This is a genomic window from Bradyrhizobium sp. USDA 4472 (assembly GCF_054058595.1).
Genome location: NZ_JBSSAM010000001.1, coordinates 6,413,237 through 6,436,750, shown reverse-complemented (window position 1 = coordinate 6,436,750; position 23,514 = coordinate 6,413,237). Strand labels below are relative to the sequence as shown.

General features: G+C 63.2%; 28 protein-coding genes. 20 read left to right on the top strand and 8 right to left on the bottom strand.

Annotation, left to right across the window (positions count from 1 at the left end):
- Nucleotides 1-144: 144 nt before the first annotated feature.
- Together ACVWZ4_RS30225 and ACVWZ4_RS30220 are read left to right on the top strand one after the other, a co-directional pair.
- The gene (locus tag ACVWZ4_RS30225; RefSeq protein ID WP_456703500.1) at nucleotides 145-528 is read left to right on the top strand and encodes a hypothetical protein; all 384 of its coding nucleotides are present in this window, start codon (nucleotides 145-147) and stop codon (nucleotides 526-528) included.
- A 684-nt stretch (nucleotides 529-1,212) separates the two neighbouring features.
- Nucleotides 1,213-1,407 carry a hypothetical protein gene (locus ACVWZ4_RS30220; protein WP_456790424.1) on the top strand — a complete coding sequence of 65 codons (195 nt, stop codon included), beginning with the start codon at nucleotides 1,213-1,215 and terminating at the stop codon, nucleotides 1,405-1,407.
- 13 nt (nucleotides 1,408-1,420) lie between these two features.
- On the opposite strand, the gene ACVWZ4_RS30215 is transcribed toward ACVWZ4_RS30220, so the two are convergent.
- Nucleotides 1,421-2,599 (bottom strand): OpgC domain-containing protein, encoded by a 1,179-nt coding sequence (locus ACVWZ4_RS30215; RefSeq protein ID WP_456741770.1) that lies wholly within the window; start codon nucleotides 2,597-2,599, stop codon nucleotides 1,421-1,423.
- Between the two features lie 255 nt (nucleotides 2,600-2,854).
- On the opposite strand from ACVWZ4_RS30215, the gene ACVWZ4_RS30210 reads away from it, so the two are divergent.
- Complete coding sequence (locus ACVWZ4_RS30210; RefSeq protein ID WP_057754809.1) at nucleotides 2,855-3,160, top strand: ETC complex I subunit; 306 nt, start codon at nucleotides 2,855-2,857, stop codon at nucleotides 3,158-3,160.
- 97 nt (nucleotides 3,161-3,257) lie between these two features.
- The gene (locus ACVWZ4_RS30205) at nucleotides 3,258-3,752 is read left to right on the top strand and encodes an Lrp/AsnC family transcriptional regulator (protein ID WP_456703504.1); all 495 of its coding nucleotides are present in this window, start codon (nucleotides 3,258-3,260) and stop codon (nucleotides 3,750-3,752) included.
- Nucleotides 3,753-3,787: 35 nt separating this feature from the next.
- On the opposite strand, the gene ACVWZ4_RS30200 is transcribed toward ACVWZ4_RS30205, so the two are convergent.
- Complete coding sequence (locus ACVWZ4_RS30200; RefSeq protein WP_456741769.1) at nucleotides 3,788-4,816, bottom strand: AraC family transcriptional regulator; 1,029 nt, start codon at nucleotides 4,814-4,816, stop codon at nucleotides 3,788-3,790.
- A gap of 159 nt (nucleotides 4,817-4,975) precedes the next feature.
- On the opposite strand from ACVWZ4_RS30200, the gene ACVWZ4_RS30195 reads away from it, so the two are divergent.
- The 4 genes from ACVWZ4_RS30195 to ACVWZ4_RS30180 are packed head-to-tail and all read left to right on the top strand — an operon-like array spanning nucleotide 4,976 to nucleotide 10,710.
- Nucleotides 4,976-6,103: an isovaleryl-CoA dehydrogenase gene (locus ACVWZ4_RS30195; protein WP_456738171.1), complete on the top strand. Its 1,128-nt coding sequence runs from the start codon at nucleotides 4,976-4,978 to the stop codon at nucleotides 6,101-6,103.
- Nucleotides 6,104-6,142: 39 nt separating this feature from the next.
- A complete protein-coding gene (locus ACVWZ4_RS30190; protein ID WP_456741768.1) occupies nucleotides 6,143-7,747 on the top strand; it encodes a carboxyl transferase domain-containing protein in 1,605 nt (534 codons plus the stop codon).
- Nucleotides 7,748-7,751: 4 nt separating this feature from the next.
- Entirely contained in the window at nucleotides 7,752-9,755 is a 2,004-nt protein-coding gene (locus ACVWZ4_RS30185; protein ID WP_456735070.1) for an acetyl/propionyl/methylcrotonyl-CoA carboxylase subunit alpha, read from the top strand.
- A gap of 43 nt (nucleotides 9,756-9,798) precedes the next feature.
- Complete coding sequence (locus ACVWZ4_RS30180) at nucleotides 9,799-10,710, top strand: hydroxymethylglutaryl-CoA lyase (RefSeq protein ID WP_456741767.1); 912 nt, start codon at nucleotides 9,799-9,801, stop codon at nucleotides 10,708-10,710.
- Nucleotides 10,711-10,729: 19 nt separating this feature from the next.
- Here ACVWZ4_RS30180 and ACVWZ4_RS30175 read toward each other — a convergent pair whose 3' ends face one another.
- From ACVWZ4_RS30175 to ACVWZ4_RS30165, 3 genes are read right to left on the bottom strand one after another with little or no spacing between them, the layout of a single operon-like run.
- Entirely contained in the window at nucleotides 10,730-12,088 is a 1,359-nt protein-coding gene (locus ACVWZ4_RS30175; RefSeq protein WP_456703509.1) for a TRAP transporter large permease, read from the bottom strand.
- A complete protein-coding gene (locus ACVWZ4_RS30170) occupies nucleotides 12,085-12,639 on the bottom strand; it encodes a TRAP transporter small permease (RefSeq protein WP_456735072.1) in 555 nt (184 codons plus the stop codon). Before ACVWZ4_RS30170 ends, ACVWZ4_RS30175 begins: the two co-directional genes overlap by 4 nt.
- A complete protein-coding gene (locus ACVWZ4_RS30165) occupies nucleotides 12,636-13,658 on the bottom strand; it encodes a TRAP transporter substrate-binding protein (protein ID WP_456703511.1) in 1,023 nt (340 codons plus the stop codon). The genes ACVWZ4_RS30170 and ACVWZ4_RS30165 overlap by 4 nt, the downstream gene beginning before the upstream one ends.
- A gap of 340 nt (nucleotides 13,659-13,998) precedes the next feature.
- On the opposite strand from ACVWZ4_RS30165, the gene ACVWZ4_RS30160 reads away from it, so the two are divergent.
- Nucleotides 13,999-14,241: a pentapeptide MXKDX repeat protein gene (locus tag ACVWZ4_RS30160; RefSeq protein WP_092232808.1), complete on the top strand. Its 243-nt coding sequence runs from the start codon at nucleotides 13,999-14,001 to the stop codon at nucleotides 14,239-14,241.
- Nucleotides 14,242-14,356: 115 nt separating this feature from the next.
- Here the strand turns inward: ACVWZ4_RS30160 and ACVWZ4_RS30155 are convergent, their stop codons facing one another.
- Complete coding sequence (locus tag ACVWZ4_RS30155; protein ID WP_092232811.1) at nucleotides 14,357-14,701, bottom strand: DUF6481 family protein; 345 nt, start codon at nucleotides 14,699-14,701, stop codon at nucleotides 14,357-14,359.
- Nucleotides 14,702-14,966: 265 nt separating this feature from the next.
- Between ACVWZ4_RS30155 and ACVWZ4_RS30150 the strand changes: the two genes are divergently transcribed.
- From ACVWZ4_RS30150 to ACVWZ4_RS30135, 4 genes are all read left to right on the top strand, one after another.
- The gene (locus tag ACVWZ4_RS30150; protein ID WP_456703512.1) at nucleotides 14,967-15,206 is read left to right on the top strand and encodes a hypothetical protein; all 240 of its coding nucleotides are present in this window, start codon (nucleotides 14,967-14,969) and stop codon (nucleotides 15,204-15,206) included.
- Nucleotides 15,207-15,280: 74 nt separating this feature from the next.
- Nucleotides 15,281-15,505 (top strand): hypothetical protein, encoded by a 225-nt coding sequence (locus ACVWZ4_RS30145; protein ID WP_456741766.1) that lies wholly within the window; start codon nucleotides 15,281-15,283, stop codon nucleotides 15,503-15,505.
- A gap of 169 nt (nucleotides 15,506-15,674) precedes the next feature.
- On the top strand, nucleotides 15,675-16,463 hold the full coding sequence (locus tag ACVWZ4_RS30140) for a hypothetical protein (protein WP_456741765.1): 789 nt from the start codon (nucleotides 15,675-15,677) through the stop codon (nucleotides 16,461-16,463).
- Between the two features lie 218 nt (nucleotides 16,464-16,681).
- On the top strand, nucleotides 16,682-16,987 hold the full coding sequence (locus ACVWZ4_RS30135) for a hypothetical protein (RefSeq protein WP_456703515.1): 306 nt from the start codon (nucleotides 16,682-16,684) through the stop codon (nucleotides 16,985-16,987).
- A 732-nt stretch (nucleotides 16,988-17,719) separates the two neighbouring features.
- Here ACVWZ4_RS30135 and ACVWZ4_RS30130 read toward each other — a convergent pair.
- Complete coding sequence (locus tag ACVWZ4_RS30130; RefSeq protein ID WP_456741764.1) at nucleotides 17,720-18,175, bottom strand: hypothetical protein; 456 nt, start codon at nucleotides 18,173-18,175, stop codon at nucleotides 17,720-17,722.
- Between the two features lie 35 nt (nucleotides 18,176-18,210).
- Nucleotides 18,211-19,386: a tyrosine-type recombinase/integrase gene (locus ACVWZ4_RS30125; RefSeq protein ID WP_456741763.1), complete on the bottom strand. Its 1,176-nt coding sequence runs from the start codon at nucleotides 19,384-19,386 to the stop codon at nucleotides 18,211-18,213.
- 93 nt (nucleotides 19,387-19,479) lie between these two features.
- Between ACVWZ4_RS30125 and ACVWZ4_RS30120 the strand changes: the two genes are divergently transcribed.
- From ACVWZ4_RS30120 to ACVWZ4_RS30090, 7 genes are all read left to right on the top strand, one after another.
- On the top strand, nucleotides 19,480-19,914 hold the full coding sequence (locus tag ACVWZ4_RS30120) for a hypothetical protein (RefSeq protein ID WP_456741762.1): 435 nt from the start codon (nucleotides 19,480-19,482) through the stop codon (nucleotides 19,912-19,914).
- Between the two features lie 62 nt (nucleotides 19,915-19,976).
- Entirely contained in the window at nucleotides 19,977-20,177 is a 201-nt protein-coding gene (locus ACVWZ4_RS30115) for a hypothetical protein (protein ID WP_456741761.1), read from the top strand.
- A gap of 218 nt (nucleotides 20,178-20,395) precedes the next feature.
- Entirely contained in the window at nucleotides 20,396-20,638 is a 243-nt protein-coding gene (locus tag ACVWZ4_RS30110; protein ID WP_456741760.1) for a hypothetical protein, read from the top strand.
- A complete protein-coding gene (locus tag ACVWZ4_RS30105) occupies nucleotides 20,635-21,927 on the top strand; it encodes an AAA family ATPase (RefSeq protein ID WP_456741759.1) in 1,293 nt (430 codons plus the stop codon). The genes ACVWZ4_RS30110 and ACVWZ4_RS30105 overlap by 4 nt, the downstream gene beginning before the upstream one ends.
- Nucleotides 21,928-22,142: 215 nt before the next feature.
- Nucleotides 22,143-22,397, top strand: a complete 255-nt coding sequence (locus tag ACVWZ4_RS30100; RefSeq protein WP_456790423.1) for a hypothetical protein — start codon at nucleotides 22,143-22,145, stop codon at nucleotides 22,395-22,397.
- Nucleotides 22,398-22,708: 311 nt separating this feature from the next.
- Nucleotides 22,709-23,104, top strand: coding sequence for a hypothetical protein (locus tag ACVWZ4_RS30095; RefSeq protein ID WP_456741757.1), 396 nt, complete (start codon nucleotides 22,709-22,711; stop codon nucleotides 23,102-23,104).
- Nucleotides 23,105-23,314: 210 nt separating this feature from the next.
- Nucleotides 23,315-23,512, top strand: coding sequence for a hypothetical protein (locus ACVWZ4_RS30090; RefSeq protein WP_456741756.1), 198 nt, complete (start codon nucleotides 23,315-23,317; stop codon nucleotides 23,510-23,512).
- Nucleotides 23,513-23,514 lie beyond the last annotated feature (2 nt).

Here is a 23,514-nt window from a genome sequence, read left to right as displayed (position 1 = left end):
GTGGTTTGAGCCGGCCGATTCCCCGCGCTGCTGGAGATGAATAGCCGGTGAACGCGCCTGTCCTGTGCCAAAATCGATTACCTTCCAAGGAAACCGACCGGAGCTTCACCGCGTTGGTTCCTGCAAGCCATGGGAGGAGTGAACATGCCACTGACCAGCGCCGCAGCCGCGGCAATCCTTGCCGTCCAGCTCGGGACGCCCGCAGCGATCCAGAGCGAACCACCCGCCATCCAAAACCACGCCCCGATCGTGCAGGTTGGCTACTGCGGAAACGGTTATGACATCGACATCTACGGCCACTGTTACCCGAACGGGGTGATACCCCCGCAATATCAGGCCGCGCGACGATACGGTCGACATGGACGATACGGCGCTTATGCCGGTCCCGTTCCTTGCGGCAATGGCGCTGACATCGATAGCCGGGATGGCCAATGCTACCCGACAGGCACGGTGCCGCCCCAGTTTCAGCAGGGACGGCAGGGCTACTACTATGGCCGTCAACGTCGCGGTTACTACGACGAAGATTGACCTCGCCCCGCGTCACCGTTGCGCCGGCCAAATGGCATCAGGGTTGAATGAAAGCCAGTCCGCCGACGGCCTGGAGTCGGCCGCGCGGCTCCTGGCGCCGGGTTGCCCGTCCCGCACCAAATTGCTCGAGCAACCGTTCTTTTAGGCCTGGCCATGGACATATCGGTGTTGGCGCATTCCGATGATAGTCCGGTTGCGCGGCGTTGCGCTTTTTCGGCAAATCAATTCGATGCGTACCAGCCGCGTGGAAATGGTAGAAACGGCCACGCCAAGCGATTGTCGTTCGCGGCTCCGGCCGGCCCCTGAACGGACGTCGTGACGACCGGAACAGGCGGCGTTGATCGCACCGCCAAGCGCAGATATGCGCACTGCAAATTCATTGTGGTGGCCCCCGCCGGCAAGTCTTTTCAAAAAGCGATTTCAATCAATATTTCCCGCACCCCAGAACGGCACGCTCATATTCAATTCACGCGTGCATCCTAGAAAGGTCGGCGCCGCCTTTCAAGCGGTCTCACGACTTACCCACGAGGGGTAAGGTTGATTGGTTAGGTTAAAGCCGATCGGGTATTGCAGCGACCAGGGCAGCTGTTATCAAACCGCTTCCGGCTCGCGACGGGCTGCTGCAATTCACGCTCACACAAGGTCACAGTTCGTCGCGGCGATCGTATTTGTGAGTTCTGCGTCATGTCCTTCGATCGCAATGTCCGAACCGTCGATCCACAGTCGAACTGGGCCGAGATCTGGCACCTCTGGACCGTGATCGTGCCGCGCCGCTCGATCAACGGGCAGCTCGTCTATTGCAAGGTCTGGCGCCGTCACGACGGGCGCGACTGGATCTACAGGAAATTCACCGAATATGACGGCGAGGCTGCGGCCTGAGCCGCAACCTGGCTCAGGCGGCCCTTGCAGGCGGAGCGGCCGCCGGTTTTGCCGGCGGTGGCTTCAGCGGCTTGTCCTGCCGCTTCGACCAGGAGATGTAATAGGCGACCGTCGTCATGATCGCGATGCCGGCGATGGACACGAAGAGCTGCGCGAACAGCGAGCCCGAGCTCATCGACAGCTCGAAATGGCCGACAAAGGACAGGAATACGCCGACGCAGAACACCGCGAGCGATTGCTGGCCACACACGATCACCGGATCGAAGATCTTCCACTCCAGCCCCGGCCAGTCCTTCGGTACGAAGCGTATCACCAGGATCACGATGACCACGAAGTGGATGAAGCGGTAGGGCGCGAGGTTGGTCTTATCGTTCGGGTTGAAGGCCGAGAACAGCCATTCCGGCATCATGCCGCCAAGGGCGGGGAAGCGACCCGCCATGGTCATGACCAGTGCGAACGCCAGATAGCCGAAGCAAAGCCATATCGTGACCGGTGAATTGATCAGCCTGCCGGAGCGGCGCGCGCCGCCCATCGCACACCAGGCGCCGAACACGAACAGCACCTGCCAGCAATAGGGGTTGAAGTACCACTGGCCGGCCGGATAGGCATTCAGGTTCAGGCTGAAGTGACGCGCGGTCAGCCAAAGGATGATGGACAGCACCATGGTCAGGTCGGGCTTGCGCAGCATGAACCACAGCACCGGCGGAAACAGCCCCATCAGCACGATGTAGAGCGGCAGCACGTCGAGATTGAGCGGCTTGAAGCGCAGGAACAGGCCCTGGCGCAGCGTTTCGGTGGCATTGTCGACGAGACCGGCGACATTGAACTCGTTGATCATCTCGGAATCGCCGAAGCGCAGCGCCAGATAGCTGATCGAGGCGATGTAGATGACAAACAGGATGATGTGGGCGACGTAGAGCTGCCAGACCCGCTTGGTCAGGCGCGTCGCGCCGACGATGAAGCCGCGCTCCAGCATCATTCGCGCATAGACGAACGACGCCGTGTAGCCGGAGATGAAGACGAACAGATCAGCCGCGTCGGAAAAGCCGTAATTGCGTGTCGTGATCCAGTTCACGACATTGTCAGGGATGTGGTCGAGGAAGATCGCCCAGTTGGCGACGCCGCGAAACAGGTCGAGCCTGAGGTCACGGCCCTTCTCGGGGAGCGTGGCGTTGATGTTCAGGAAGGCCATGCGACGGGAGCTTTCGAAGGAGGCGGGTACGCTGAGATCGGCGAAGCTGGGCCGCCGGGCGGGATTCCCGGGCGGCGGGCGGGTACGCAATTGTCACAGTGCAGCATAATGACTATACCCGAGGGTGAGAAAGCCGGGGCCCCGGAATCACCGATCAGTTCCCGAAAGGTGTCTCTATACTATGCCCGCGGTTTCCACCAATCGCTACCGTGACGCATTGAAATCGAACGAAAAGACGAAGAGGCCGGACCGCCAATGACCGCACGCATTTTCAAGCCCGCCAAGAACGCGATGCAATCCGGCCGGTCCAAGACCAAGGAATGGCAGCTCGACTACGAGCCGGAGCAGCCGCGCGCGGTCGAGCCGCTGATGGGCTGGACCTCGTCCGGCGACATGAAGCAGCAGATCACGTTGCGCTTCCACACCAAGGACGAGGCGGTTGCCTATTGCGAGCGCAAGGGGATCGCCTACCAGGTGATCGAGCCCAAGGAATCCCTGCACCGCCAGGTCGCGTATGCAGACAATTTCTCGTTCCGGCGCGGTGAGCCCTGGACCCACTGAGAGGCTTTGCTTTCGGTCGGCTCTCGGAAGAGCACTTGGCACCCCACCGGCCACGTGCTTCGCTGGTCCGCATGACACGACCATGACGAGGTGGGGGATGGCCGCGCGACACCAGCTCGACGGCATCGATCTGAAGATCCTATCCGAACTGCAGCAGGACGGGCGCGTCCGCAACAACCAGCTGGCGCTGCGCGTCGGCGTGTCCCCGCCGAACTGCCTGCGGCGGCTGAAGTCGCTGTTCAGCCGCGGCGTGATCCGCGCGGTGCGGGCCGTGATCGACGAGCGGCTGCTCGGCTATGAGGTGGTGTCGTTCGTCTCGATCCAGCTCGGCAGCCAGGCCCAGCCGGTGCTCGAGGCGTTCGAGGGGTCGATCGCGGCGATCCCGCGCATCCAGCAGTGCTGGCGCATTTCGGGCGACACCGACTATCTGCTCAGATGCGTGGCACCCAGCGTCGAGAGCATGCGGCAGCAGTTGTTGCATTTCGCCGCCATGCCCAACGTGAAGAACGTCCGCAGCTTTCCCGTGCTGGGGGTCGCCAAGGACGTGCCGCTGCCGGTGCAGGAGATTGTTGCGGCGGCGCCGGCAGGATGAGGGTGCTCGCGTCTGAATTCGGCGGCGGCGGGCCTCTAGCGGTACCGGCCGCGAAACTCGCGCGGGCTGGCGCCGGTCCAGGTCCGGAAGGCCCGCGAGAAGCTTTTTTCGTTGCGGAAGCCGGCGATCTCCGCGATCCGCTTGATCGGGGTGCGACCGCGCATCAGCTCCTGCTTGGCGAACTCGAGCTTGGCTTCCTCCTTCAGATCACGCAGCGAGGTTGCCTCCTCGCGCAGACGGCGGTGCATGGTGCGGGTGGACAGGGCGAGCTCGCCGGCGACATCGTCCGCGCCCAAAATGCGTCCGCGCGCCTCGCGCAGCACGCGCCTGACGCGCTCGACCAGCAATCGATCGCGCCGATAGGGCAGCACGGTCAGGCGCAGCGCGCCCTTGAGCATGTTGTCGAGATCGGCGGCACTGCGGGCCAGCGGCAGCGAGAGATAATGCCTGTCGAACACGATGCGGGCCGCCTCCGCATCGAAGCGGACATGCTTGCAGAAGATGGTCGGATAGACCGAGACATGGACCGGCTCGGAATAGGGAAATTCCGCCGCGCGCAGTGCGATCGCCGAATCCACGGCCCAGCAGGAGAAGCCGAGCACGTAGCGGAGCAGGGTGACGAGACAGAATTCGCGCAAAGCTCCGAGATCGCGCTGCTCTTGAAGGGAGATGGTCGCGGTCTCGCCGCTGACCCCGAGCTCGAACAACACGTCTTCCGTCAGCAGGCGGTGATGCCGGCACCAGCGCTTCAGCGCGACCTCGAGAGTGGGCGCGGTGATGGAGGCGCGGCACAGCATGCCGTAGGTGCCCCACGGCAGCCTGCGCGAGAACCAGCCAAGCGCCTCGTCGTCGAGCTCGCGCATCGCGTGGCCGGCGAGCGCCTCGAACTGCGCCGCCGTGACCCGCCCGTCGGGCGATCCCACGAGGTCGGGCAGGACCTGGCCTTTGCTCAGCGCCTCGGCCGGATCCCGCTCGTAGCGGACATAGGCAGCGACCACACCCCGGACAAAGGCTGCGGGCGTCATGGCACGGCGGGGCGTAGCGGTCGCGGCTTGGAAAGGCATTGCAAGTCCTTTGGAAAATCCTCGCCAAACTTGGCGGAAAATGCAACCTTTTCGACCGCCAGAACGCCCGGGCGGGGGTAGGTTCGAGCCCGACAAGATCTAGGAGGAATCGCCTTGAACATCCCGAGCATCGATTTCGATCTGGGCGAAGACATCAGCATGCTGCGCGACACGTTGCGCGCCTTCGTGGAGGCCGAGATCGCCCCGCGCGCCGCTGACATCGAGAAGGCCAACCTGTTCCCGGCGGACCTCTGGAAGCGCCTCGGCGAGCTTGGCGTGCTCGGCATGACCGCGCCCGAGCAATATGGCGGCTCCAACATGGGCTATCTCGCCCATATCGTCGCTATGGAGGAGATTTCGCGCGGCTCGGCCGCCGTCGGGCTGTCCTACGGCGCGCATTCCAACCTCTGCGTCAACCAGATCCGCCGCAACGGCAATGACGCGCAGCGCCAGCGCTATCTGCCGAAGCTGATCTCCGGCGAGAATGTCGGGGCGCTCGCGATGTCCGAGCCCGGCGCCGGCTCCGACGTCGTCTCGATGAAGCTGCGCGCCGACAAGCGCGGCGACCGCTATGTGCTGAATGGCTCGAAGATGTGGATCACCAATGGCGGCGATGCCGACGTGCTGGTGGTCTACGCCAAGACCGATCCCGAGGCCGGCCCGCGCGGCATGACGGCGTTCCTGATCGAGAAGGGCTTCAAGGGCTTCACCCACGGCCAGCATCTCGACAAGCTCGGCATGCGTGGCTCCAACACCTATCCGCTGTTCTTCGACGACTGCGAGGTGCCGGAGGAGAACGTGCTGGGCAAGGTGGGCGAGGGCGTCAAGGTGCTGATGTCCGGCCTCGACTATGAGCGCGCGGTGCTCTCGGGCGGCCCGCTCGGCATCATGGCGGCGTGCATGGATGCGGTGGTGCCCTACATGCACGAGCGCAAACAGTTCGGCCAGCCGATCGGCGACTTCCAGCTGATGCAGGGCAAGCTCGCCGACATGTATGCGACCTGGCAGGCCACGCGCGCCTATGTCTATGCGGTGGGCCGGGCCTGTGACCGTGCCGATCATGCACGCACGCTGCGCAAGGATTCCGCCGCCGCAATCCTCTATTCCGCGGAGAAGGCGACGTGGATGGCGGGCGAAGCGATCCAGGCACTGGGCGGCGTCGGCTATACGTCCGAATTTCCGGTCGGCCGACTCTGGCGCGACGCCAAGCTCTACGAGATCGGGGCGGGCACGTCCGAGGTGCGCCGCATGCTGATCGGCCGCGAGCTGATGTCGGAAACCGCTTAGATCCTCCACGCAACCCATTCACAGCAAACGCGGGACCCCATGCCGCTGCATTCCAGCATCGATCCATCGTCATCCGATTTCGCGCGCAACGCCGATGCCATGCGCGCACTCGTCGCGGACTTGCGCGAAAAACTCGGCCAGGTTGCCGGTGGCGGCGGCGAAGCCTCGCGCAACCGCCATACCGCGCGCGGCAAGATGCTGGCGCGCGAGCGCGTCGACCTGCTGCTTGATCCCGGGAGCTCGTTCCTGGAGCTGTCGCCGCTGGCGGCCCACGGTCTCTATGGCGGCGACGTGCATTCGGCCAGCATCGTCACGGGTGTGGGGCGCATCTCGGGCCGTGAATGCGTCGTTGTCGCCAACGACGCCACCATCAAGGGCGGCACCTATTACCCCATGACCGTGAAGAAGCATCTGCGCGCGCAGGACATTGCGCGGCAGAACAATCTGCCCTGCGTCTACATGGTCGATTCCGGCGGTGCTTTCCTGCCCCTGCAGGACGAGATCTTTCCGGACGAGCGGCATTTCGGCCGCATCTTCTACAACCAGGCGCAGATGTCGTCGCAGGGCATCCCTCAGATCGCCATCGTGATGGGCTCCTGCACCGCCGGCGGCGCCTATGTGCCTGCGATGTCGGACGAGAGCATCATCGTGCGCAATCAGGGCACCATCTTCCTCGGCGGCCCGCCGCTGGTGAAGGCCGCGACCGGCGAGGTCGTCAGTGCGGAAGAGCTCGGCGGCGCAGATGTGCATTCGCGGCAATCCGGCGTGACCGATCACTACGCCCAGAACGACGCGCACGCGATCGGGATCGCCCGTCGCATCGTCGGCACGTTGAAGCCGCAGGCCAAGCCGAACCTCAACATGCATAAGCCGCGCGATCCGCTGTTTGCGGCGGAGGAGATCTACGGCGTGGTGCCCGTCGACGGCCGCAAGCCGTTCGACGTACGCGACATCATCGCCCGCGTTGTCGACGGTTCCGAGTTCGACGAGTTCAAGAAGCTGTACGGCACCACGCTGGTCTGCGGCTTCGCCCATATCTGGGGCTATCCGGTCGGCATCATCGCCAACAACGGCATTCTCTTCAGTGAGAGCTCGCTGAAGGGCGCGCATTTCATCGAGCTGTGCTGCCAGCGCGGCATTCCCCTGGTGTTTCTACAGAACATCACCGGTTTCATGGTCGGCAAGAAATACGAGGCCGGCGGCATCGCGCGCGACGGCGCCAAGCTGGTGACGGCGGTCGCAACCGCCTCGGTGCCGAAGTTCACCGTGGTGATCGGTGGCTCCTACGGCGCCGGCAATTACGGCATGTGCGGCCGTGCCTACTCACCGCGCTTCCTCTGGATGTGGCCGAATGCGCGCATCTCGGTGATGGGCGGCGAGCAGGCATCCATGGTGCTGAGCCAGGTCCGCCGCGACAACATCGAGGCCAATGGCGATAGCTGGTCGAAGGAAGCGGAGGATAAATTTCGCGAGCCCATTCGCGCGCAATATGAGAGCCAGGGGCATCCGTATTACGCGACCGCGCGCCTTTGGGACGACGGCGTGATCGACCCGGCCGACACGCGCCTCGTGCTCGGCCTCGGCCTTTCGGCGGCGTCGAATGCGCCGATCGAGCCGACCAAGTTCGGCCTGTTCAGGATGTGATGCGATGGACCGTTCGAAGCTCTACCGCCGTTTCCGCACGCTCCTGATCGCCAACCGGGGCGAGATCGCCTGCCGCGTCATCCGCACCGCCCGGGCGATGGGGCTGCGCACAGTCGCCGTCTATTCCGAGGCCGACCGCGATGCCATGCACGTCGCGCTCGCCGACGAGGCCGTGCTGCTCGGGCCCGCGCGCGCCCGCGACAGCTATCTCAATGTCGAGCGGCTGATCGAGGCCGCGCGCAAGACGGGCGCCGAGGCCGTGCATCCCGGCTACGGCTTCCTGTCTGAGAATGCCGAATTCGCGCAGGCCTGCTTTGATGCGGGCCTGGTCTTCGTCGGCCCGACCGCGGAAATGATGACGGCGATGGGTTCGAAATCGGGCTCGAAGGCGCTGATGGAGAGAGCCGGCGTGCCGCTTGTGCCGGGCTATCACGGCGAGGCCCAGGACGATGCGACGCTGTCGAAGGCCGCCGACAAGATCGGCTTTCCGATCCTGGTGAAGGCATCCGCCGGCGGCGGCGGCCGCGGCATGCGCATCGTGCGCTCGGCGGCTGAGCTTGCGCCTGCGATCGTCAGTGCGAAGCGCGAAGCCAAGGCTGCGTTCGGCGACGACCGCATGCTCATCGAGAAATATGTCGACAATCCCCGGCATATCGAGGTGCAGATCATCGGCGACAGCCACGGCAATCTGCTGTCGCTGTTCGAGCGCGAATGCACGCTGCAGCGTCGCCACCAGAAGGTGATCGAGGAGGCGCCATCGCCGACGCTCAATGCCGCCCAGCGCGAGACGGTCTGCGCCGCCGCGCGAAAGGCGGCGGGCGCGGTCAACTATGTCGGTGCCGGCACCATCGAATTCGTCTCCGACGGCAGGGACGTGTTCTTCATCGAAATGAACACACGTCTCCAGGTCGAGCACCCCGTGACCGAGTTGATCACGGGCATCGATCTCGTCGAATGGCAGCTGCGCGTCGCCTTCGGCGAGGCGCTGCCGCTGAAGCAGGACGAAGTCAAGCTCAAGGGCCACGCCGTCGAGGCGCGGGTTTATGCGGAGAACCCGACCAGGAGCTTCATGCCGTCGGTCGGCAAAATCTCGACCTGGCGGCTCCCGGCGGAGACCGGTGGCTTGCGCATCGACGCCGGCTATCGGGAAGGCGATACAGTCTCGCCGTATTACGACGCCATGCTGGCCAAGATGATCGCGTGGGCGCCGACGCGCGATGTGGCGATCGACCGGCTCAACCGCGGCCTGGAGGACTCCGACGTCCGCGGCATCGTCACCAATATCCCGTTCCTGTCGGCGCTGATCACGCACCCGAAGCTGCGGGCGAATGCGATCGATACCGGCTTCATCGAGCGCGAACTGGCGGCGCTGACCCAGGCTTCGCCGGCGCCCGGCGAGCTCGAGCTTTGCGCGGCAGTGGCTGCGATCGTCAATGAAGAACGGCAGGTTGCGCAAAGCGAGCCGAGCTCACCCTGGCAGACCTTTGGCTGGCAGCCGGTCGGCCGCCGCCGGCGCAGCTTTGCCTTCCGCGTCGGGCACGGGCCCGAGCAGAAGATCGCGCTGAACTACGGCAACGGGTTGTCGACGCTGGTCATCGGCGATCGCGAGCTGGCGTTCACCGTTGCGCCAAAAGACGGCGGCCTTGATCTGACGCTGGATGACGTCAAAACCTCGGTCGCAGCGGTGATCTCCGGGCACGAGCTGTATCTGCGCACACGCAACGGCCGTTTCGATCTGCACTGGGTCGATCCGTTCGGCGGCGAGACCGAGGAGCAGACCGGCGCGGACAAGATCGCAGCTCCCTTGCCGGGCACCGTCGTCGCCGTGCTGGCCGAGGAGGGCGCAAGGCTCGAGAAGGGCGCGCCGATCCTCACCCTGGAAGTGATGAAGATGGAGCAGACGCTGCGCGCGCCTTATGCCGGGGTGCTGAAGTCCATCAAGTGCGAGGTCGGCGACATCGTCCAGGAAGGTGTCGAGCTCGCCGTGGTCGAGGCCTCGGAAGGGTGACTTGGGAAGAATAACTTGGGAAGAATAACTTGGGGAGAGTGACATGAGCGATCCCGTCCGCATCATCGAGATGGGGCCGCGCGATGGCCTCCAGAACGAGAAGACACCAGTCAGCGTCGCGGCCCGCATCGCCTTCATCGAGGCGCTGGTCGCAGCCGGGCTCGACACCGTCGAGGTCGGCGCCTTCGTCTCGCCCAAGGCGATCCCGCAGATGGCAAGCTCCGATGCCGTGCTGCGCGGCGTTGCGCACGTGAGCGGCGCCGAATTCCACGTGCTGGTGCCGAACGAGAAGGGCTACGACGCCGCGCGAGCCGCCGGCGCCAAGGTGGTTTCCGTGTTCGCGGCGGCCTCAGAGGGCTTCTCGCGGGCCAACATCAACTGCACGGTCGCGGAGTCGATCGAGCGGTTCAAGCCGGTGCTGGCGCGCGCCAAGGCCGACGGCGTGAAGGTGCGCGGCTATGTCTCCTGCGTGCTAGGCTGTCCCTTCGATGGCGAGATCAGACCGAAGGCCGTCGCCGACCTTGCTGTGACGCTGTGGGATCTCGGCTGCTACGAAATTTCACTCGGCGACACCATCGGCGTCGGCACGCCTGATAGAGCCAAGGAGATGCTGCGCGCGGTGGCCGCCAACATTCCCGCGGCGAAGCTTGCGATGCATTTCCACGACACCTACGGCCAGGCGCTCGCCAATCTCTATGCCGGCCTGGAGGAGGGGGTCCGCGTCATCGATGCCGCAGCGGGCGGGCTCGGCGGCTGCCCCTATGCACCGGGGGCGACGGGGAATGTTGCGACCGAGGATGTCGTTTATATGCTCGAGGGCATGGGGGTGAAGACCGGCGTCGATATGGAGAAGCTGCTGGCCGCGACCAATGCGATGGGCCCCGTGCTTGGCAAACCGCCTGTGAGCCGGGTGGCGACGGCGCTGAACGCGAAGAAGAAGCGAATTGTCGCCTGACCCAGCGATGGAAAGAGCGTCACCGGCTCCCGTCCGGCCCCATCACCAGGTCCGGCAGCCAGGTCGAGATCTCCGGCACCAGACACAGCAGCAACACCGCGCCCATCATCAACAGCACGAACGGCAGCGTGCCCCAGATCACCTCGCTCAGCGAAATATCAGGCGCGACGTTGCGGATGACGAAGATGTTGAGGCCGACGGGTGGATGGATCAGCCCCATCTCCATGACGATGGTCATGACCACGCCAAACCAGATGATGTCGAAATTGGCGGCTCGTAACGGCGGCAGGATGATCGGCGCGGTCATGAGAATGATCGAGACCGGCGGCAGGAAGAAGCCGAGCACGACCACCATGACGAGGATCGCAAACAGCAGCCCCCAGCGCGGCAGGTGCATCGCGACGACGGATTCGGCCGCCGATTGCGAGATGTGCAGATAGCTCATCACGTAGGAATAGAGCAGCGACATGCCGATGATCATCATCAGCATGGTCGATTCCCGGATGGTCGATTTCATGATGGGCGCAAGGTCGCTCGGCCGCCAGACGCCGTAGATCGCAGCGATCAGCCCCAAGGCGAGAAGCCCGCCGAGGCCGGCCGTCTCCGACGGGGTGGCGTAACCGCCATAGAGTGCAGCCATGACGCCGGTGAGCAGCAGCACGAACGGCATCACGCGCGGCAGCACGTTGAAGCGTTCGGCCAGCGTGTACTCGTCACGGGTCAGGATAGCCGCTTGCGGCCCCCCTGTCTTGTAAGCGGCTTCGGCCGCGGCATATTCCTGCCGGAAGCGGACCACGGCGTAGCCGCCGAACAGCGAGACCAGCAGCAGGCCAGGGCCGATGCCGGCGAGAAACAGCCGTCCCAGCGACTTTTCAGCAGCGACCGCAAACAGGATCATGGTGATCGACGGTGGCAGCAGGATGCCGAGCGTGCCGCCGGCCGCGATGATGCCTGCAGCAAAGCCGCCGGAATAGCCGCGCTTGCGCATCTCGGGAATGCCGGCCGAGCCGATGGCCGAGCAGGTCGCGGGCGAGGAGCCCGCCATCGCCGCAAACAGCGCACAGGCGAAGACGTTGGCGACGCCCAGGCCGCCGGGCACCCGGTGCAGCCAGGCGTGCAGTGCCGAGTAGAGATCCTGGCCGGCGCGCGACTTGCCGATCGCCGCGCCCTTCAGGATGAAGAGCGGGATCGAGAGCAGCGTGATCGAGGCCATTTCCTCGTAGACGTTCTGCGTCACCGTGTCGAGCGAGGCCGAAGGCATATAGATGCCCATGAACACGACCGCGACCGCACCCAGCGCGAACGCGATGGGCATGCCCGAAAACATCACGACCAGCGTCGCGACGCCGTAAGCGATACCGATGCCGAAAACGCTCATGGACGCCTGGCTCCCGCGAATGGCAGCGCCAACTGCACGAGGATCTGGATGCAGAGGAGGCTCATGCCGAGCGCCATCAGGGAATAGGGAATGGCGAGCGGCGGCGACCACATCGAGTTCGAGACCTGGCCGTCGACGTAAGCTTCATGCGTCAGCGTCCAGGATTTCCAGGTGAAGAACGCGCAGAACAGGAGCGTCAAGGCATCGACCAACCAGAGTCTGATCCTGTTCGCCTGCGGTGACAGCAGGCCGACAAAGGCCTCGATGCCGATATGGCCGCGGTTCTGCTGCACGTACGCCGCCGTCATGAAGGTGGCGCCGACCAGCAGGAACACGGCGGCCTCGTCCTGCCAGTAATTGGCGGCCTTGAACAGCGCGCGGCTGAGCACGCTATAGCTCAGGATGGCGCAAGCCGCGACCAGCGCCAGCGCGGCGAGAACGACGATCATGCCATTGAGGATGGCGAGGCCACGATCAAGCGCTGCCGCAAGGCCGGTCCTTGCGGCAACATTGTTCGTGTCCTCACGATCCGGAAACGGACCGTGGCTCATGCGGCGACGTCGGAGGCGAGCTTGAGCAGGTTCGCAGCGGTCGCAGTCTTGGCGCCATAATCCTTCCACGCGGTGTCGCGGGCGATGTCGCGCCATTTGCCGACGGTGGCGGCATCGAGCGCGCTCACCTTTGCGCCGGCCTTCTCATAGACCTTGGCGACCTCGACGTCGTCATCCTGCGCGCCCTTGCGGCCGAAGGCCTCCAACTCCTCGCCGACGGCGAGGAGGATGTTCTGCTGGTTCTTCGGCAGCTTGTCGAAGATCGCCTTCGACATCATCAGCGGCTCGAGCATGAACCAGTAGGAGGCGCCGGCGCCCGAGGTCAGCGATTTCGCGACCTCTTCGAGGCGGAACGAGATCAGGCTGGTGGAGGACGTGATGCCGGCGTCGCACGCGCCGGTCTGCATCGCCGCGTAGATTTCGTTCGAGGGCACCGACAGCACCGAGGCGCCGGCGGTCTGCAGCACCATGTCCATCTCGCGCGAGCCGCCGCGCACCTTCATGCCCTTGGCGTCTTCAGGCGATATGATCGCCTTGGAGCGGCTGGCAACGCCGCCCGCCTGCCAGACCCAGCTCAGGAGGATGATGCCCTTGTCGGCGAGGAAGTCCGTCAGCGCCTTGCCGACCGGCTCCTTCTTCCAGCGCATGCCCTGGTCGTAGGTGGTGACGAGGCCCGGCATCAGGCCGATATTGGTCTCCGGCAATTCGCCGCCGGCATAGGGCATCGGATAGAGCGAGATGTCGAGCGCGCCCTTGCGCATCGCGGAGAACTGCGCGTTGGTCTTGATCAGCGAAGAGTTCGGATAGATCTCGGCTGCGATGTCGCCATTGCTGCGCTTCGCAACTTCGGCAGCGAACATGCGGCAGAGCCGGTCGCGGAAATCGCCCTTGTCGATGGTGCCGCCCGGAAATTGGTGCGAGATTTTCAGCGTGGTTGCGGCGTGCGCGGTGCCGAGGCCGAAGCGCAAGATGGCGGGTGCGGCGACTGCGGTCGCGAGCAGATGACGGCGCGTGAACATGGATGATCCCTTGAGCGGTTCTTCGAAGCGGTTCTTGTTTGACGTGATCTGGGCGGGTCATGAGACCGGCGTGAGGGCCCATCCTAGCCGGTCTTCGACGTCGAGTTCTCTCAATCTGATAGTTCGAGACGGAATGCCGCGGCAAGGGCTGGCCTTGCTGCGCTGCACACCGGGCCTCCCTGTTTCAATCGTGAAGGCTGCGTCTCGGGCGAGGATCGCGCGAGACGCGCCCCATCCGAAAAAATCTACAGCCTGGCGTAACAAGAACGGGCGTCGATCCGTCGAGATTGTGTAGCGGCACACGTCGCTGACATACACCATCTCGAAGGGATTATTTCTCATGACCATTCGCACCCGCATCGTGCTCGGCGTCTCCGCTGCCGCACTCTCGCTTGGCCTCGCGCTGTCGCCGGCCGCCTTCGCTCAGGACAAGATGGGCAAGGACGACGGCATGATGAAGAAGGACACGATGTCCAAGGACGGCATGAAGAAAGACACCATGTCCAAGGGCGACGGCATGAAGAAGGACACGATGTCGAAAGACGGAATGAAGAAAGACGACGGGATGATGAAGAAGAACTGATCTTCCACCGGCGTCGCCGCGTTTAGGGAAGCCAGGCGTTTACGAACGTTCCGGGGCGGCATATCGGCCGCCCCCAACGTGATGTCTCGGCTCAAATTCAATTGAACGTGATGCGTTACTTCCGCTTGGCCTTGCGCGCGGCGTAGCGGGCGTCGCGCTTCGCCTTCTGCTCGGCTTCCAGCTCAGCCTGCCTGGCGATCGCTTCTTCCGCCTCCCGGGCGATCCGCGCCGCCTCCGCGGCAGCAGCTTCTTCCGCGATGCGCTTCTGCTCGGCCTTTTCAGCCTCGCGCGCAGCCTTTACTTCGGCGCGCTTGGCCGCAAGCGCCTCGCGCTCGGCACGACGTGCCGCGACCGCAGGGTCGTCGTGCCCCGGCTGCGACTTGAATTTGTTCAAAAGATTTTTGCGTGCTTCCTGAGCGGCCTTTTGCCGGTCGGAGAATCCTGGTTCCCTGAAACTCATTTAACGAACCTTGTCATCCTCGCTTTCGATCCTACATCACTGCTGTTGGTACGTCGGCTGGGCACAAGCAGGCGCCACGCGACGCAGAAGCGTGTACATCGCCGCGCGCCGCGAAGCCACCCATAATCGCAGCCGATCAGGTCAACGAAATCGCTTATCCAGCCGATCCTTCGTAGCCCGGAAAAACTGCCGAATTGTGATGCCCCTCATAAGGGCACCCAGCGGCGGCGCCTAGCGTCCGCCCAGCGAGAGACGGAGCACGGGCATGATTATTTTCCGGCTGAGCCTGAAGGCCCTTGCAATCACGGCCACGGCAGCGGTTGTCGCGGGTGCGGTGCTGTTGGCCGCCCGCCCACAACCGATCGAGAGCACCGCTCTCGGGGCTGCATGGGAGTGCACCCAGACCGCGTTCATCCTGACGAGCTGCGCGCCGCGCACTCAGCACGCCGCCCCGGCGGTCGAGAGCCTGCGCAAGGAAGCGCTGAGGCGTCCGACGAGCGGGTGAGGGCCAGGAATCGCGCGGGATGTGACGCGTGGCCGCACAGGTGGTAAACCGCCTCACCAAGCGATAGCGTCCCCATGTCCGAGCCCGAATCCAAGCGTTCTAGGCCTTCCAAGTCCAACCATTCGCCGAGACCGCAATCCGGCGACAGTCGTCGCGGGGCGATCGCGGGCCTGATCATCGCTGCGGTCATTCTGGCCGTCGGCCTGTGGCTCGCCCGCGACCTCACTGCCGCCAGCAAGATGCAGGATTGCGTGATGTCGGGGCGCAGCAATTGCAATGTGATCGAGCCGGCACGCTAGACCCGCTCGGTTCGCAGGGCCCAAAAATTGCCGCGATCTCAAACGTCTGCTGCGGGACCCAGCCGACTCGGCAGGTCAGTTATGTCAGCCGGCACCGGCCGGGCGCGATCCGAATCGTCTATGGCGCTTGGACCACGGCGATTTGCGAAAGTTGAGGGGGTAGGCACCGATGAGTGCGTTCAGCCGCATGAAGATCATTATTCCCATGGTTTCGGCCATATCGTTGCTGGCGATGTCCGCGCAAGCGCAGGACGCAGCGCCGCCGAAGGGAGCTGGCCAGCCGCCAGGGCAGGATGCCGGTGCGCCGCGCAAAGGCCCTCCGCCGCAGGCAGGGCGGACCGGGCCTCAGCCGGGCGGGCAGGCCCATGTGGCTCCTGCATCCGGAGCAGGTCCCGGCCCGCATGGCCCTGGCCCGCGCAATGCCGGTGGGCCATCCCCGGGACCACATCGTGCCATGGCGCGCGGTCCGGCGCCCATGCACGATTGGGGCGGTCACTCCTATCGCGGCAATCTGGCCTGGGACGGCGGACGCTGGCGCCACGAGGTCCACAACGGCCGCGCCGGCTGGTGGTGGGACGTCGGCGGCGTCTGGTACTATTATCCGCAGCGGATGGAGGGCCCGCCTGCCTACATCTCCGAAGACTATATCGACGACGTGCCGGTGGCCTATGCGCCGCCGGGACCGCCGGTCGCCTACGAACCTCCGCCGCCTCCACCGCCGCCCGCGGATCCCGGCGCCAGTGCGCTCGGCGGAGCCATCGTCGGCGGCCTGCTGGGTGGCCTGATTTCTGGCAACGCCTCGGGTGCGGCCGCAGGCGCCGTGATCGGCGGTGCGACCGGCGCCATCGCCGGCGCCACCGCCGCGTCGCGCCCCGGCTACTATCTGGCCCAGGGCAATTGCTATTACCGCTATCCCAGCGGCCAATATGTGCAGACCGATCCCCGCGCCTGCTACTGAACTTCTCTCGCGCAAGAGCCGATGTGAATGATGGATGAGGCGGGCCCGGTGCCCGCCTCGTTGCGTTGCGCGCGGGTTTAGACGAACCGGAACCCGGCTGTGATTGCAATTTCACGGCAATGAAACCTGGTCTCACTGCTTTGTGCGCGCGGCGTTTAGAACGATCGCGCGGCGGCGCGTTTAGCCCCTCTGCGAGCAAACGATCAGAGGATTATTTCATGAAACTTGCAGCGATCACCCTGGGGCTTGCGTTGGCCGTTTCGTCGACGGCTGCTTTTGCACAAGGTGCCGGCGGCTCTGCTGGCGGCGGTGCTTCGACAGGCGCGTCCCCGGGCGGCGTCGGGACGTCCGGCGGCGTGTCATCCGGCACCAGCGGAACGACGACCGGGACAGGGACGGGCGGCGCAACCGGCGCCACAGGCGGGATGAACACGACGATCAACCCGTCCGGCAACACCTTGTTGCCAAGCGGACAAAATCCGTCACAACCGGCGACGGGTCCGAACAACTCGACGGGTCGCTAGGGCTCGCCGGACCGAGTACACAGAATACGAAGACCGGCCCGATCGATTCCGTCGCGGCCGGTCTTCGCGTATCTGCCAACACGGCTCTCTTTGCGCGCAAATTCCATTCCGGTAACATCGTGTTGGGTTGCGCGAAGGCCCGACTTTCGTCCTCCGCAATCATACGGACGAAATTGCCACGCACTTGTCCTTATCGGCCGGCTAAAATTGGTCGCATGTGTACGCCCTACGACCCACAGCACGAGGCCGAGGCTGCGATGAAGCGCGCCGCGGCATCCGAAGGTCCAGACCGGCAGCGACTCATCGAATTGGCGCTGGCTTGGCATCAGCTTGCGCGCGATCGTCGCGAAACGAGCGGACGCGCTGATTTCTGCCTGACAGAAGAGACCGCGCGGTTCGGGCCTGGTCGCCGGCCATGAGAAAGCCCCGCGCTCGCTGGACAAGCACGGGGCCTTTCAAAGCCGACCCGGGGCTGGCGGGTCGGCACCACTCTATTTCGTCGCAGACAACATGGTGGCCGTGATCTTGTTCCGCGCGGCCGTCGCCTTCGTGCGCGCCGGATTCGGCCCTGGCTCATATTGTTGAATGCATGAACAATCCACGTCCGCGCAAGGCGGCGTTAAGACTTGCGCGGTTCTGCTTTGCGCGGCTGCGATTCGTGTTTCGGGAACGGACCGGAGTCGGACCGTGAACAAACGAATCGCGGGTCCGTTCAAGATCAGCTCTTGAGCATTATTCGATCGCAGAGGGCGATCGCTTCTGATGGCCTCGATGCGCCAACGCATGAACTGCGGCGGCGAGTTGATGCCGGCTCATGGCGACCTCCGCAATCGAGGCCTGCGCCACCTCGATCCGCTTTGCGATCAGGTCTGAGTTGACGTCCACGAACGCGTCGAGTGCCACAAACGATATCGCGACGATCGCGATCGCACAGGCGATTGCCATTTTCGTCAGCTCGGCTCGCGGCATCGGTTGTCCGTTATCATGGGCGCAATTCGCCCGCCGCCTAGATAGGGTGAATCTGTCTGCTTCAAAGCCGGCGCCGAGGGTTACCCACGCGTTCGTGAGAGATGACAGAGTCATGATGAACGCCGGCGCATTCGGCAGGATCGAGGCTCTGGCGATCCCGGCAGGAATCGAACCTGCAACCCTCAGAGTAGAAATCTTGTGTATGCTGAGTCTAATCAATGGCTTAGCTCCTTCGTGTTGCTCTGGCGTTGCTTTCAGCCGCCCAGCAGCCGGTTCTGCAAGGTTTCGGCCGCCCGCTGGTCGGCCTCGGCATCCGCGAACAAGTGCCCGTAAATGTCAAAGGTGACCTTGATCGAACTGTGGCCCATGAGCCGCTGGATCTGCTTCGGGTTGTGGCCGTTCTCGATCCAGAGCGAGGCGCAGGCATGCCGGAGTGTATGCAGGCCGTACTTCGGGATCTCGCGCATCACCGGCTCCCCTGCATTGTTGATAACCGGCTTGCCGGTATCGTCCAGGACCGGCACCCGCTCGGGCTCGACAATGCCATTCGCCAGGAGGATCGGGTGTAGTCCGCGCTCCAGCATATTGGAGTGCGACTCCACTTTGCCCATCCCGTTCGGGAAAACGAGATCCAGGTCGCCCTTCGGGCAGACGAGCTTCCACTCGCGGAGCGCGTTGATGACGATCGGCGGGCAGGGGATTGTCCGGTAAGCCGCCTTTGACTTCAGCTTGCCGATACGGTGCTGGGCGTCGGCGCGCTGGGTCAAGCTGAGCTGCTTTTTGGTGAAATCGACGTTCGCCCAAACCAGGCCGCGCAGCTCGCTGGCCCGCAGGCCACAGAAGATCGCCACAAGCATGATTGGACGCCAGCGCCCGGCCGCGCCGGCAATGATGGCCTGCAACTCCGCCTTGGTTGGAATGGTGGGCCGCGGATCTTCGCGGTCGGGCAAGTCCAGATCGACGCCAGACGTGGGGGCGGTGCTCGAAAGCCCTCGGCGCCGCAGTTCCTTGAAGATGCTGCCGACCGAGCCGATTACCTTCTTAATCATCTCCGCGGAGCGGCCGGCCTCACGAAGCTGATCCGCGAAGGCGTTGACGGCGGGGACCGTCATTTCAGCGGCCTTCTTGGCGCCGATGAAGGGGACGATGTGGAGATCGACGTGCTCCTCGTACCCACGAACCGTCGTCGGCTCGAGGCCCTTCTCGTTGCAGCGCTTGATCCAGAGGGCTGCGGCTTCCTTCATCGTGGGGGAAATGCTGCCGGGTGTGTGCAGGCCGCGCACCATGTCGTGCTGCACCTCGACCAGCCACGCCTCGGCTTCCGCCTTGCGCTCGAACATCTTGAACCGCCGCTGGCCGCCACCGTCGATGTAGCCGGCCTGCCAGCGGACGAGACCGGAGGGAAGGGTGCGCTTGCGAACCTTGGCCATTGGATATCCCGAAATGAGCGGAAGCGGTCGAAAGTATTTGACACTATCTCGACGCCCTTGACAAGTACGTAAAACGCATTAAGTTCTTCTTTCATGAAAGCGGAATCATTCTCTCTCAGCGACCTTGTCGAAATCAGCGGTGCAAAGCGCCGCTCCCTCCAGCTTTGGGCCGATGCGGGCGTTATCAAGGCCGCGCGCTCGACTGACAGGGCAGGAACCGGCGTGCATCGGCAATACTCGCGAGACGAGGCGATAATCGCCTGCATCATTCACGGGTTTGCCCTTCGACAAATTTCGATAGGTGAACTCCTGGCCATCTCAGAGGCCGTGCGCGCCATGATCTTTACATCCTCTCATGCCGGCCTGAAAAAACTCGAAGGATTTTTGGTCTACGAGACCTGGTTCGAACATGGTGAGCGGCGCCAGCGGTGCGGCATCGGCCCTAAGATCTCGCCTCTGCACCTAGGTAGGCCTGACAGCATGATGATGGTGATCAGTCTGGAGACGTATCTTTCCCGCTTGGAGTGATCCCCTTTTTTGCGTTTGTAAGTGCGTAATGCGTACTTGGTTCAAATATTCACAGGAACAGCATGGACAGCATCGCAGACGACCTCATCGAGGGTATCAAGCAGATCAGCCGCTTCACCGGAATCCCGGAGCGGCGCGCCTTCTATCTCGCCGAAAAAGGCGACTTGCCGGGCGTATTCAAGCAGGGCGGGCGCTGGGTCGCGCTCAAGAGCAAAATTCGCGAGGGCTACCAGAAGCGCGCGAGCGGCGTGGAGGTGGCTTAAAGCATGACCTCAACGAAAAGGGCGCCCGAAGGCGCCCAAGAATTTTCGTTCGTCTTGGCAGACAACGGAGACATTAGTGCTTCGCTTCCTCCAATTCAAGCAGATCCTGCAGCCGAGCTCGCGTTTGCGCATCAGCTCGCCGCGGTCGTGTTCGGCAAGCCGCTTCGGCCTTTTGTAGTCGATCGCAAGCGGCGCCGTGTCGAGTGGAGGCCTGCACGATGAGGCACGAGCGAACATTTACCCGCGACCACCTTATCGTCAGCGATCCTGAAATCCGCAAGCAGCTCCAGCTTGCCGGCCTACGCTTTCTGTACAGTCGAGCGCAATGGCTTGCCCATGAAGCGAAGGTGATGGGCCTCGCTGTCAAAAACGGCACCATGACTACGGCGCAGCTTGACGCGAAGTTGGAAGAAATGGGCGCGCTGGATCTGGTCTATCCCGAGCTGATGAGGTGCGAATGACCAAGCACGAAGACCTGGGCGCCTATGACAGCGACGGAAACCATCTTTTTGATATCGAGATGCCGAAGCCGCGAGCGGCTGATCCGTTTCCGGATGCATGGCCACAGTCGAAACCGGACGAGTGGCCGAAAGACAGCGTCGAATACTGGAAATGGATGCGGGGCGAGATCGGTCCCCCGTCAGCCGCAGAGGTATTGAACAGTTCAACACCTAAGCATCTCGACCGAAAAGACCGACTCAAACTGCTCCGTGGTGTCAGAGGGCCGCTCAGCATCACGCCGCTCGAAGACATCATCAGCGAGGAAGTGGAGAAAGCACATTTCATCAAGGGCATCATCGCCTGGAATGAAACGTCGGCCTGGATTGCGCCTCCAGGAGGTATGAAGTCTGCGCTTCTAGCATCGGCCTCAATCAATCTCGCGCTGGGGCGGGATTGGTTCGGGAAGAAAAACAAATGCGCCGTAGGGGTGGTTTATTTCGCCCTGGAGCGCGCCGACCTGGTTAAGCGCCGGCTCTCGGCTCATTTGAAGTTGCTGGGCATCCCACGCAGCCAGCCTGTGCCGGTTGTTGTCGTTGCCGGCATGGTCGACGGGATGAATCCGGAAACCGTACCGCTAGTCGTCGGGATCGTGCGCCGCATTGAGAATTATTTCAGCAGCTTCGACAGTGGCGTCCACATGGCCGGCCTACTGGTGTTCGATACCTTCGCCAAGCTGGTTGCTGCTGGCGGTGGTGACGAGAACAGCGCAAAGGATCAAGGACGGGTATTCGCCAACATCCAGCGTATCAAGGATCAACTGGAAGGCCCCCACGTTGCGCTGATTGGGCACACCGGCAAGGACGAGAGCCGGGGCGCTCGAGGCTCCAACGCGATCTACGGCGACGTAGACGTCATGGTCGAGATCGGCGGCGATACCGTCAAAACCGCCACGATCACTAAGGCCAATGACGCGCCGGAAGGTCCGCTCTTCTCGTTTACCTCCGAGATCTTCAATTTCGGCGAGGACGAGGACGGCGATCCGATCACTGTCAACATTGTGAGTGAGGAGGTTTCGGCTCAGTCTGCGCCGACATCCGCCGAGCCAAAGCTATCCACCAACCAGCGCGTCATGTTCCGGCTCTTATCTGAGGCTGGAGCTGCCGGCCTGACAGTTGAAGCCTGGAGCGACATGGCTCGCGAGCAGGGCATCACCAGCAAGCAGCGTCTGTACGAGCTCAGGATGGCGCTGAAGGATAAGGGCCTGGTGCGCGAATACAACGGAATCTGGAGGGCAAACAATGCTCAGTGAGACTGAATTGGGCGAGCTTGCCAGGATGCTCCAGCATCACACGCCGATGTGTCTGCTATCCGACATGCAGGTGCGTTCCGCGTTGGAATTGATGCAGCAGCGTGGATGGAAGATCGCCGCGCCTGTGGAAGCTGTGGAAGTAGGAGACAGGCCCCGGTGGTAAATATGCCATGTATGCCATTGTTGCTCTCTGTCACCACTACGGAGCAGCTGCGATGAGCGAGACACTATCCGAGCGCATAATCATCCCGATGGCCGAAAGCCTTGTCGAGGCTGTTGATGACTTTCGGTTCGCCAACCGGATGCCGTCCAGGGCTGAGGCAATCCGCCATCTGCTGTTGGCTGGACTGGCCGCAAAGGCACAGCCAGCAACGCAGGCGCCATTGTCGTCGCTGTTGCTGGCGGCATACAAGGCGGCGCCGATTGAGACGTTGGCTTCGATCCTGGCACCACGCCAGAAGATGCCGTGAAGCTAGAGTTTCCTCCATATCGTAGAGGAGGTGCCAACAGGCTCGACACCTTCGAGATATCAACACTGATAAAAGCCGCTGCGCAGCAACTCGAGATGTGGGGAGATGCTGAAGGGCCGGAGGCTAAGGCTATCGCTGATGCGATCAGACCATTGGCAACGTAGCTCTTGCTGGCGAGGTCACGGGTAACGGTAACGGTCCGGTCTCCCCCTATAGGGGGGAGAACCGTGACGTTACTTCGTTACCAAGGTAACGCGTGACCAGCTTCGTGACCGTGACGTTACCGTTCGTTACCAAAGGAACAATCATTGATGAAACAACGGACCAACACTAGCGGACTGAAGCCGTGGAAGCCCGGACAGAGCGGCAATCCGCTCGGCAGACCTCTTGGCGCGAGAGCGAAGTTTTCCGAACAGGCGTGCGCCGATGCGCTGGCGGACTGGACGAGTAACGGCGCGAATGTCCTGGAGCGGGTGCGAGCGACGGACCCGAGCACCTATCTACGCGTCCTGTTCAGCATCATCCCGAAAGACATCGCGGTCTCGATCGAGAACCGTAGTGGTCCGATGGATGCTGCCGAGATGCAGGCCATGCGCCGGCTGGTGGCGCTGATCCAGGCGACAGCGAGCGCGATCGATCCTGAGACCGTGTTCGCTTGGCTCGAGGAAGATCTCAGAGCCCGTGTTGCCAAGCAAATTGACGCCTGACGGATACGAAATCCGATCCGCATCGAATGATATCAATAACTTGAATCGGTCGCGTTGCATTGGTGTTGCAAAAGACCTCGAATTTCGGAGCAAATGGGAATTGTTGAGAGACGCTGTTAGAGCGATCCGCGCTCGATTGGCGCACAATGCGCGCATCTGATTTGCGCGGCGGGGCAGGGGACGCGCAGTAACAAAAGGACGCGCGACCGAATGGCCTACGACGCTAACGACGACCGCTCTAACGATCCGAGCGCAGTGCTCCGCCGAGCCGGCATCACCACCAAGAAAGAAAACTCGCCTGGCAATGGTTGGCTCAACCAGAACCCGCGTAAGAACGAGATCGGCCGCGAGATCTCGCCCGGCAACAACGGGACGGATTGGGGTGACAACGGAAACCTGAGGCGCTGACC

What these genes read in the sequence shown, in the direction of transcription:
- ACVWZ4_RS30135 (WP_456703515.1), top strand. Translation starts at nt 16,682, where the DNA reads ATGAAACTTGCAGCGATCACCCTGGGGCTTGCGTTGGCCGTTTCGTCG.
- ACVWZ4_RS30200 (WP_456741769.1), bottom strand. Translation starts at nt 4,816, where the DNA reads ATGCCTTTCCAAGCCGCGACCGCTACGCCCCGCCGTGCCATGACGCCC.
- ACVWZ4_RS30195 (WP_456738171.1), top strand. Translation starts at nt 4,976, where the DNA reads ATGCTGCGCGACACGTTGCGCGCCTTCGTGGAGGCCGAGATCGCCCCG.
- ACVWZ4_RS30185 (WP_456735070.1), top strand. Translation starts at nt 7,752, where the DNA reads ATGGACCGTTCGAAGCTCTACCGCCGTTTCCGCACGCTCCTGATCGCC.
- ACVWZ4_RS30210 (WP_057754809.1), top strand. Translation starts at nt 2,855, where the DNA reads ATGACCGCACGCATTTTCAAGCCCGCCAAGAACGCGATGCAATCCGGC.
- ACVWZ4_RS30220 (WP_456790424.1), top strand. Translation starts at nt 1,213, where the DNA reads ATGTCCTTCGATCGCAATGTCCGAACCGTCGATCCACAGTCGAACTGG.
- ACVWZ4_RS30175 (WP_456703509.1), bottom strand. Translation starts at nt 12,088, where the DNA reads ATGAGCGTTTTCGGCATCGGTATCGCTTACGGCGTCGCGACGCTGGTC.
- ACVWZ4_RS30225 (WP_456703500.1), top strand. Translation starts at nt 145, where the DNA reads ATGCCACTGACCAGCGCCGCAGCCGCGGCAATCCTTGCCGTCCAGCTC.
- ACVWZ4_RS30165 (WP_456703511.1), bottom strand. Translation starts at nt 13,658, where the DNA reads ATGTTCACGCGCCGTCATCTGCTCGCGACCGCAGTCGCCGCACCCGCC.
- ACVWZ4_RS30215 (WP_456741770.1), bottom strand. Translation starts at nt 2,599, where the DNA reads ATGGCCTTCCTGAACATCAACGCCACGCTCCCCGAGAAGGGCCGTGAC.
- ACVWZ4_RS30145 (WP_456741766.1), top strand. Translation starts at nt 15,281, where the DNA reads ATGTCCGAGCCCGAATCCAAGCGTTCTAGGCCTTCCAAGTCCAACCAT.
- ACVWZ4_RS30110 (WP_456741760.1), top strand. Translation starts at nt 20,396, where the DNA reads ATGAGGCACGAGCGAACATTTACCCGCGACCACCTTATCGTCAGCGAT.
- ACVWZ4_RS30095 (WP_456741757.1), top strand. Translation starts at nt 22,709, where the DNA reads ATGAAACAACGGACCAACACTAGCGGACTGAAGCCGTGGAAGCCCGGA.
- ACVWZ4_RS30180 (WP_456741767.1), top strand. Translation starts at nt 9,799, where the DNA reads ATGAGCGATCCCGTCCGCATCATCGAGATGGGGCCGCGCGATGGCCTC.
- ACVWZ4_RS30160 (WP_092232808.1), top strand. Translation starts at nt 13,999, where the DNA reads ATGACCATTCGCACCCGCATCGTGCTCGGCGTCTCCGCTGCCGCACTC.
- ACVWZ4_RS30170 (WP_456735072.1), bottom strand. Translation starts at nt 12,639, where the DNA reads ATGAGCCACGGTCCGTTTCCGGATCGTGAGGACACGAACAATGTTGCC.
- ACVWZ4_RS30150 (WP_456703512.1), top strand. Translation starts at nt 14,967, where the DNA reads ATGATTATTTTCCGGCTGAGCCTGAAGGCCCTTGCAATCACGGCCACG.
- ACVWZ4_RS30125 (WP_456741763.1), bottom strand. Translation starts at nt 19,386, where the DNA reads ATGGCCAAGGTTCGCAAGCGCACCCTTCCCTCCGGTCTCGTCCGCTGG.
- ACVWZ4_RS30155 (WP_092232811.1), bottom strand. Translation starts at nt 14,701, where the DNA reads ATGAGTTTCAGGGAACCAGGATTCTCCGACCGGCAAAAGGCCGCTCAG.
- ACVWZ4_RS30205 (WP_456703504.1), top strand. Translation starts at nt 3,258, where the DNA reads ATGGCCGCGCGACACCAGCTCGACGGCATCGATCTGAAGATCCTATCC.
- ACVWZ4_RS30140 (WP_456741765.1), top strand. Translation starts at nt 15,675, where the DNA reads ATGAGTGCGTTCAGCCGCATGAAGATCATTATTCCCATGGTTTCGGCC.
- ACVWZ4_RS30090 (WP_456741756.1), top strand. Translation starts at nt 23,315, where the DNA reads ATGGCCTACGACGCTAACGACGACCGCTCTAACGATCCGAGCGCAGTG.
- ACVWZ4_RS30190 (WP_456741768.1), top strand. Translation starts at nt 6,143, where the DNA reads ATGCCGCTGCATTCCAGCATCGATCCATCGTCATCCGATTTCGCGCGC.
- ACVWZ4_RS30105 (WP_456741759.1), top strand. Translation starts at nt 20,635, where the DNA reads ATGACCAAGCACGAAGACCTGGGCGCCTATGACAGCGACGGAAACCAT.
- ACVWZ4_RS30120 (WP_456741762.1), top strand. Translation starts at nt 19,480, where the DNA reads ATGAAAGCGGAATCATTCTCTCTCAGCGACCTTGTCGAAATCAGCGGT.
- ACVWZ4_RS30100 (WP_456790423.1), top strand. Translation starts at nt 22,143, where the DNA reads ATGAGCGAGACACTATCCGAGCGCATAATCATCCCGATGGCCGAAAGC.
- ACVWZ4_RS30115 (WP_456741761.1), top strand. Translation starts at nt 19,977, where the DNA reads ATGGACAGCATCGCAGACGACCTCATCGAGGGTATCAAGCAGATCAGC.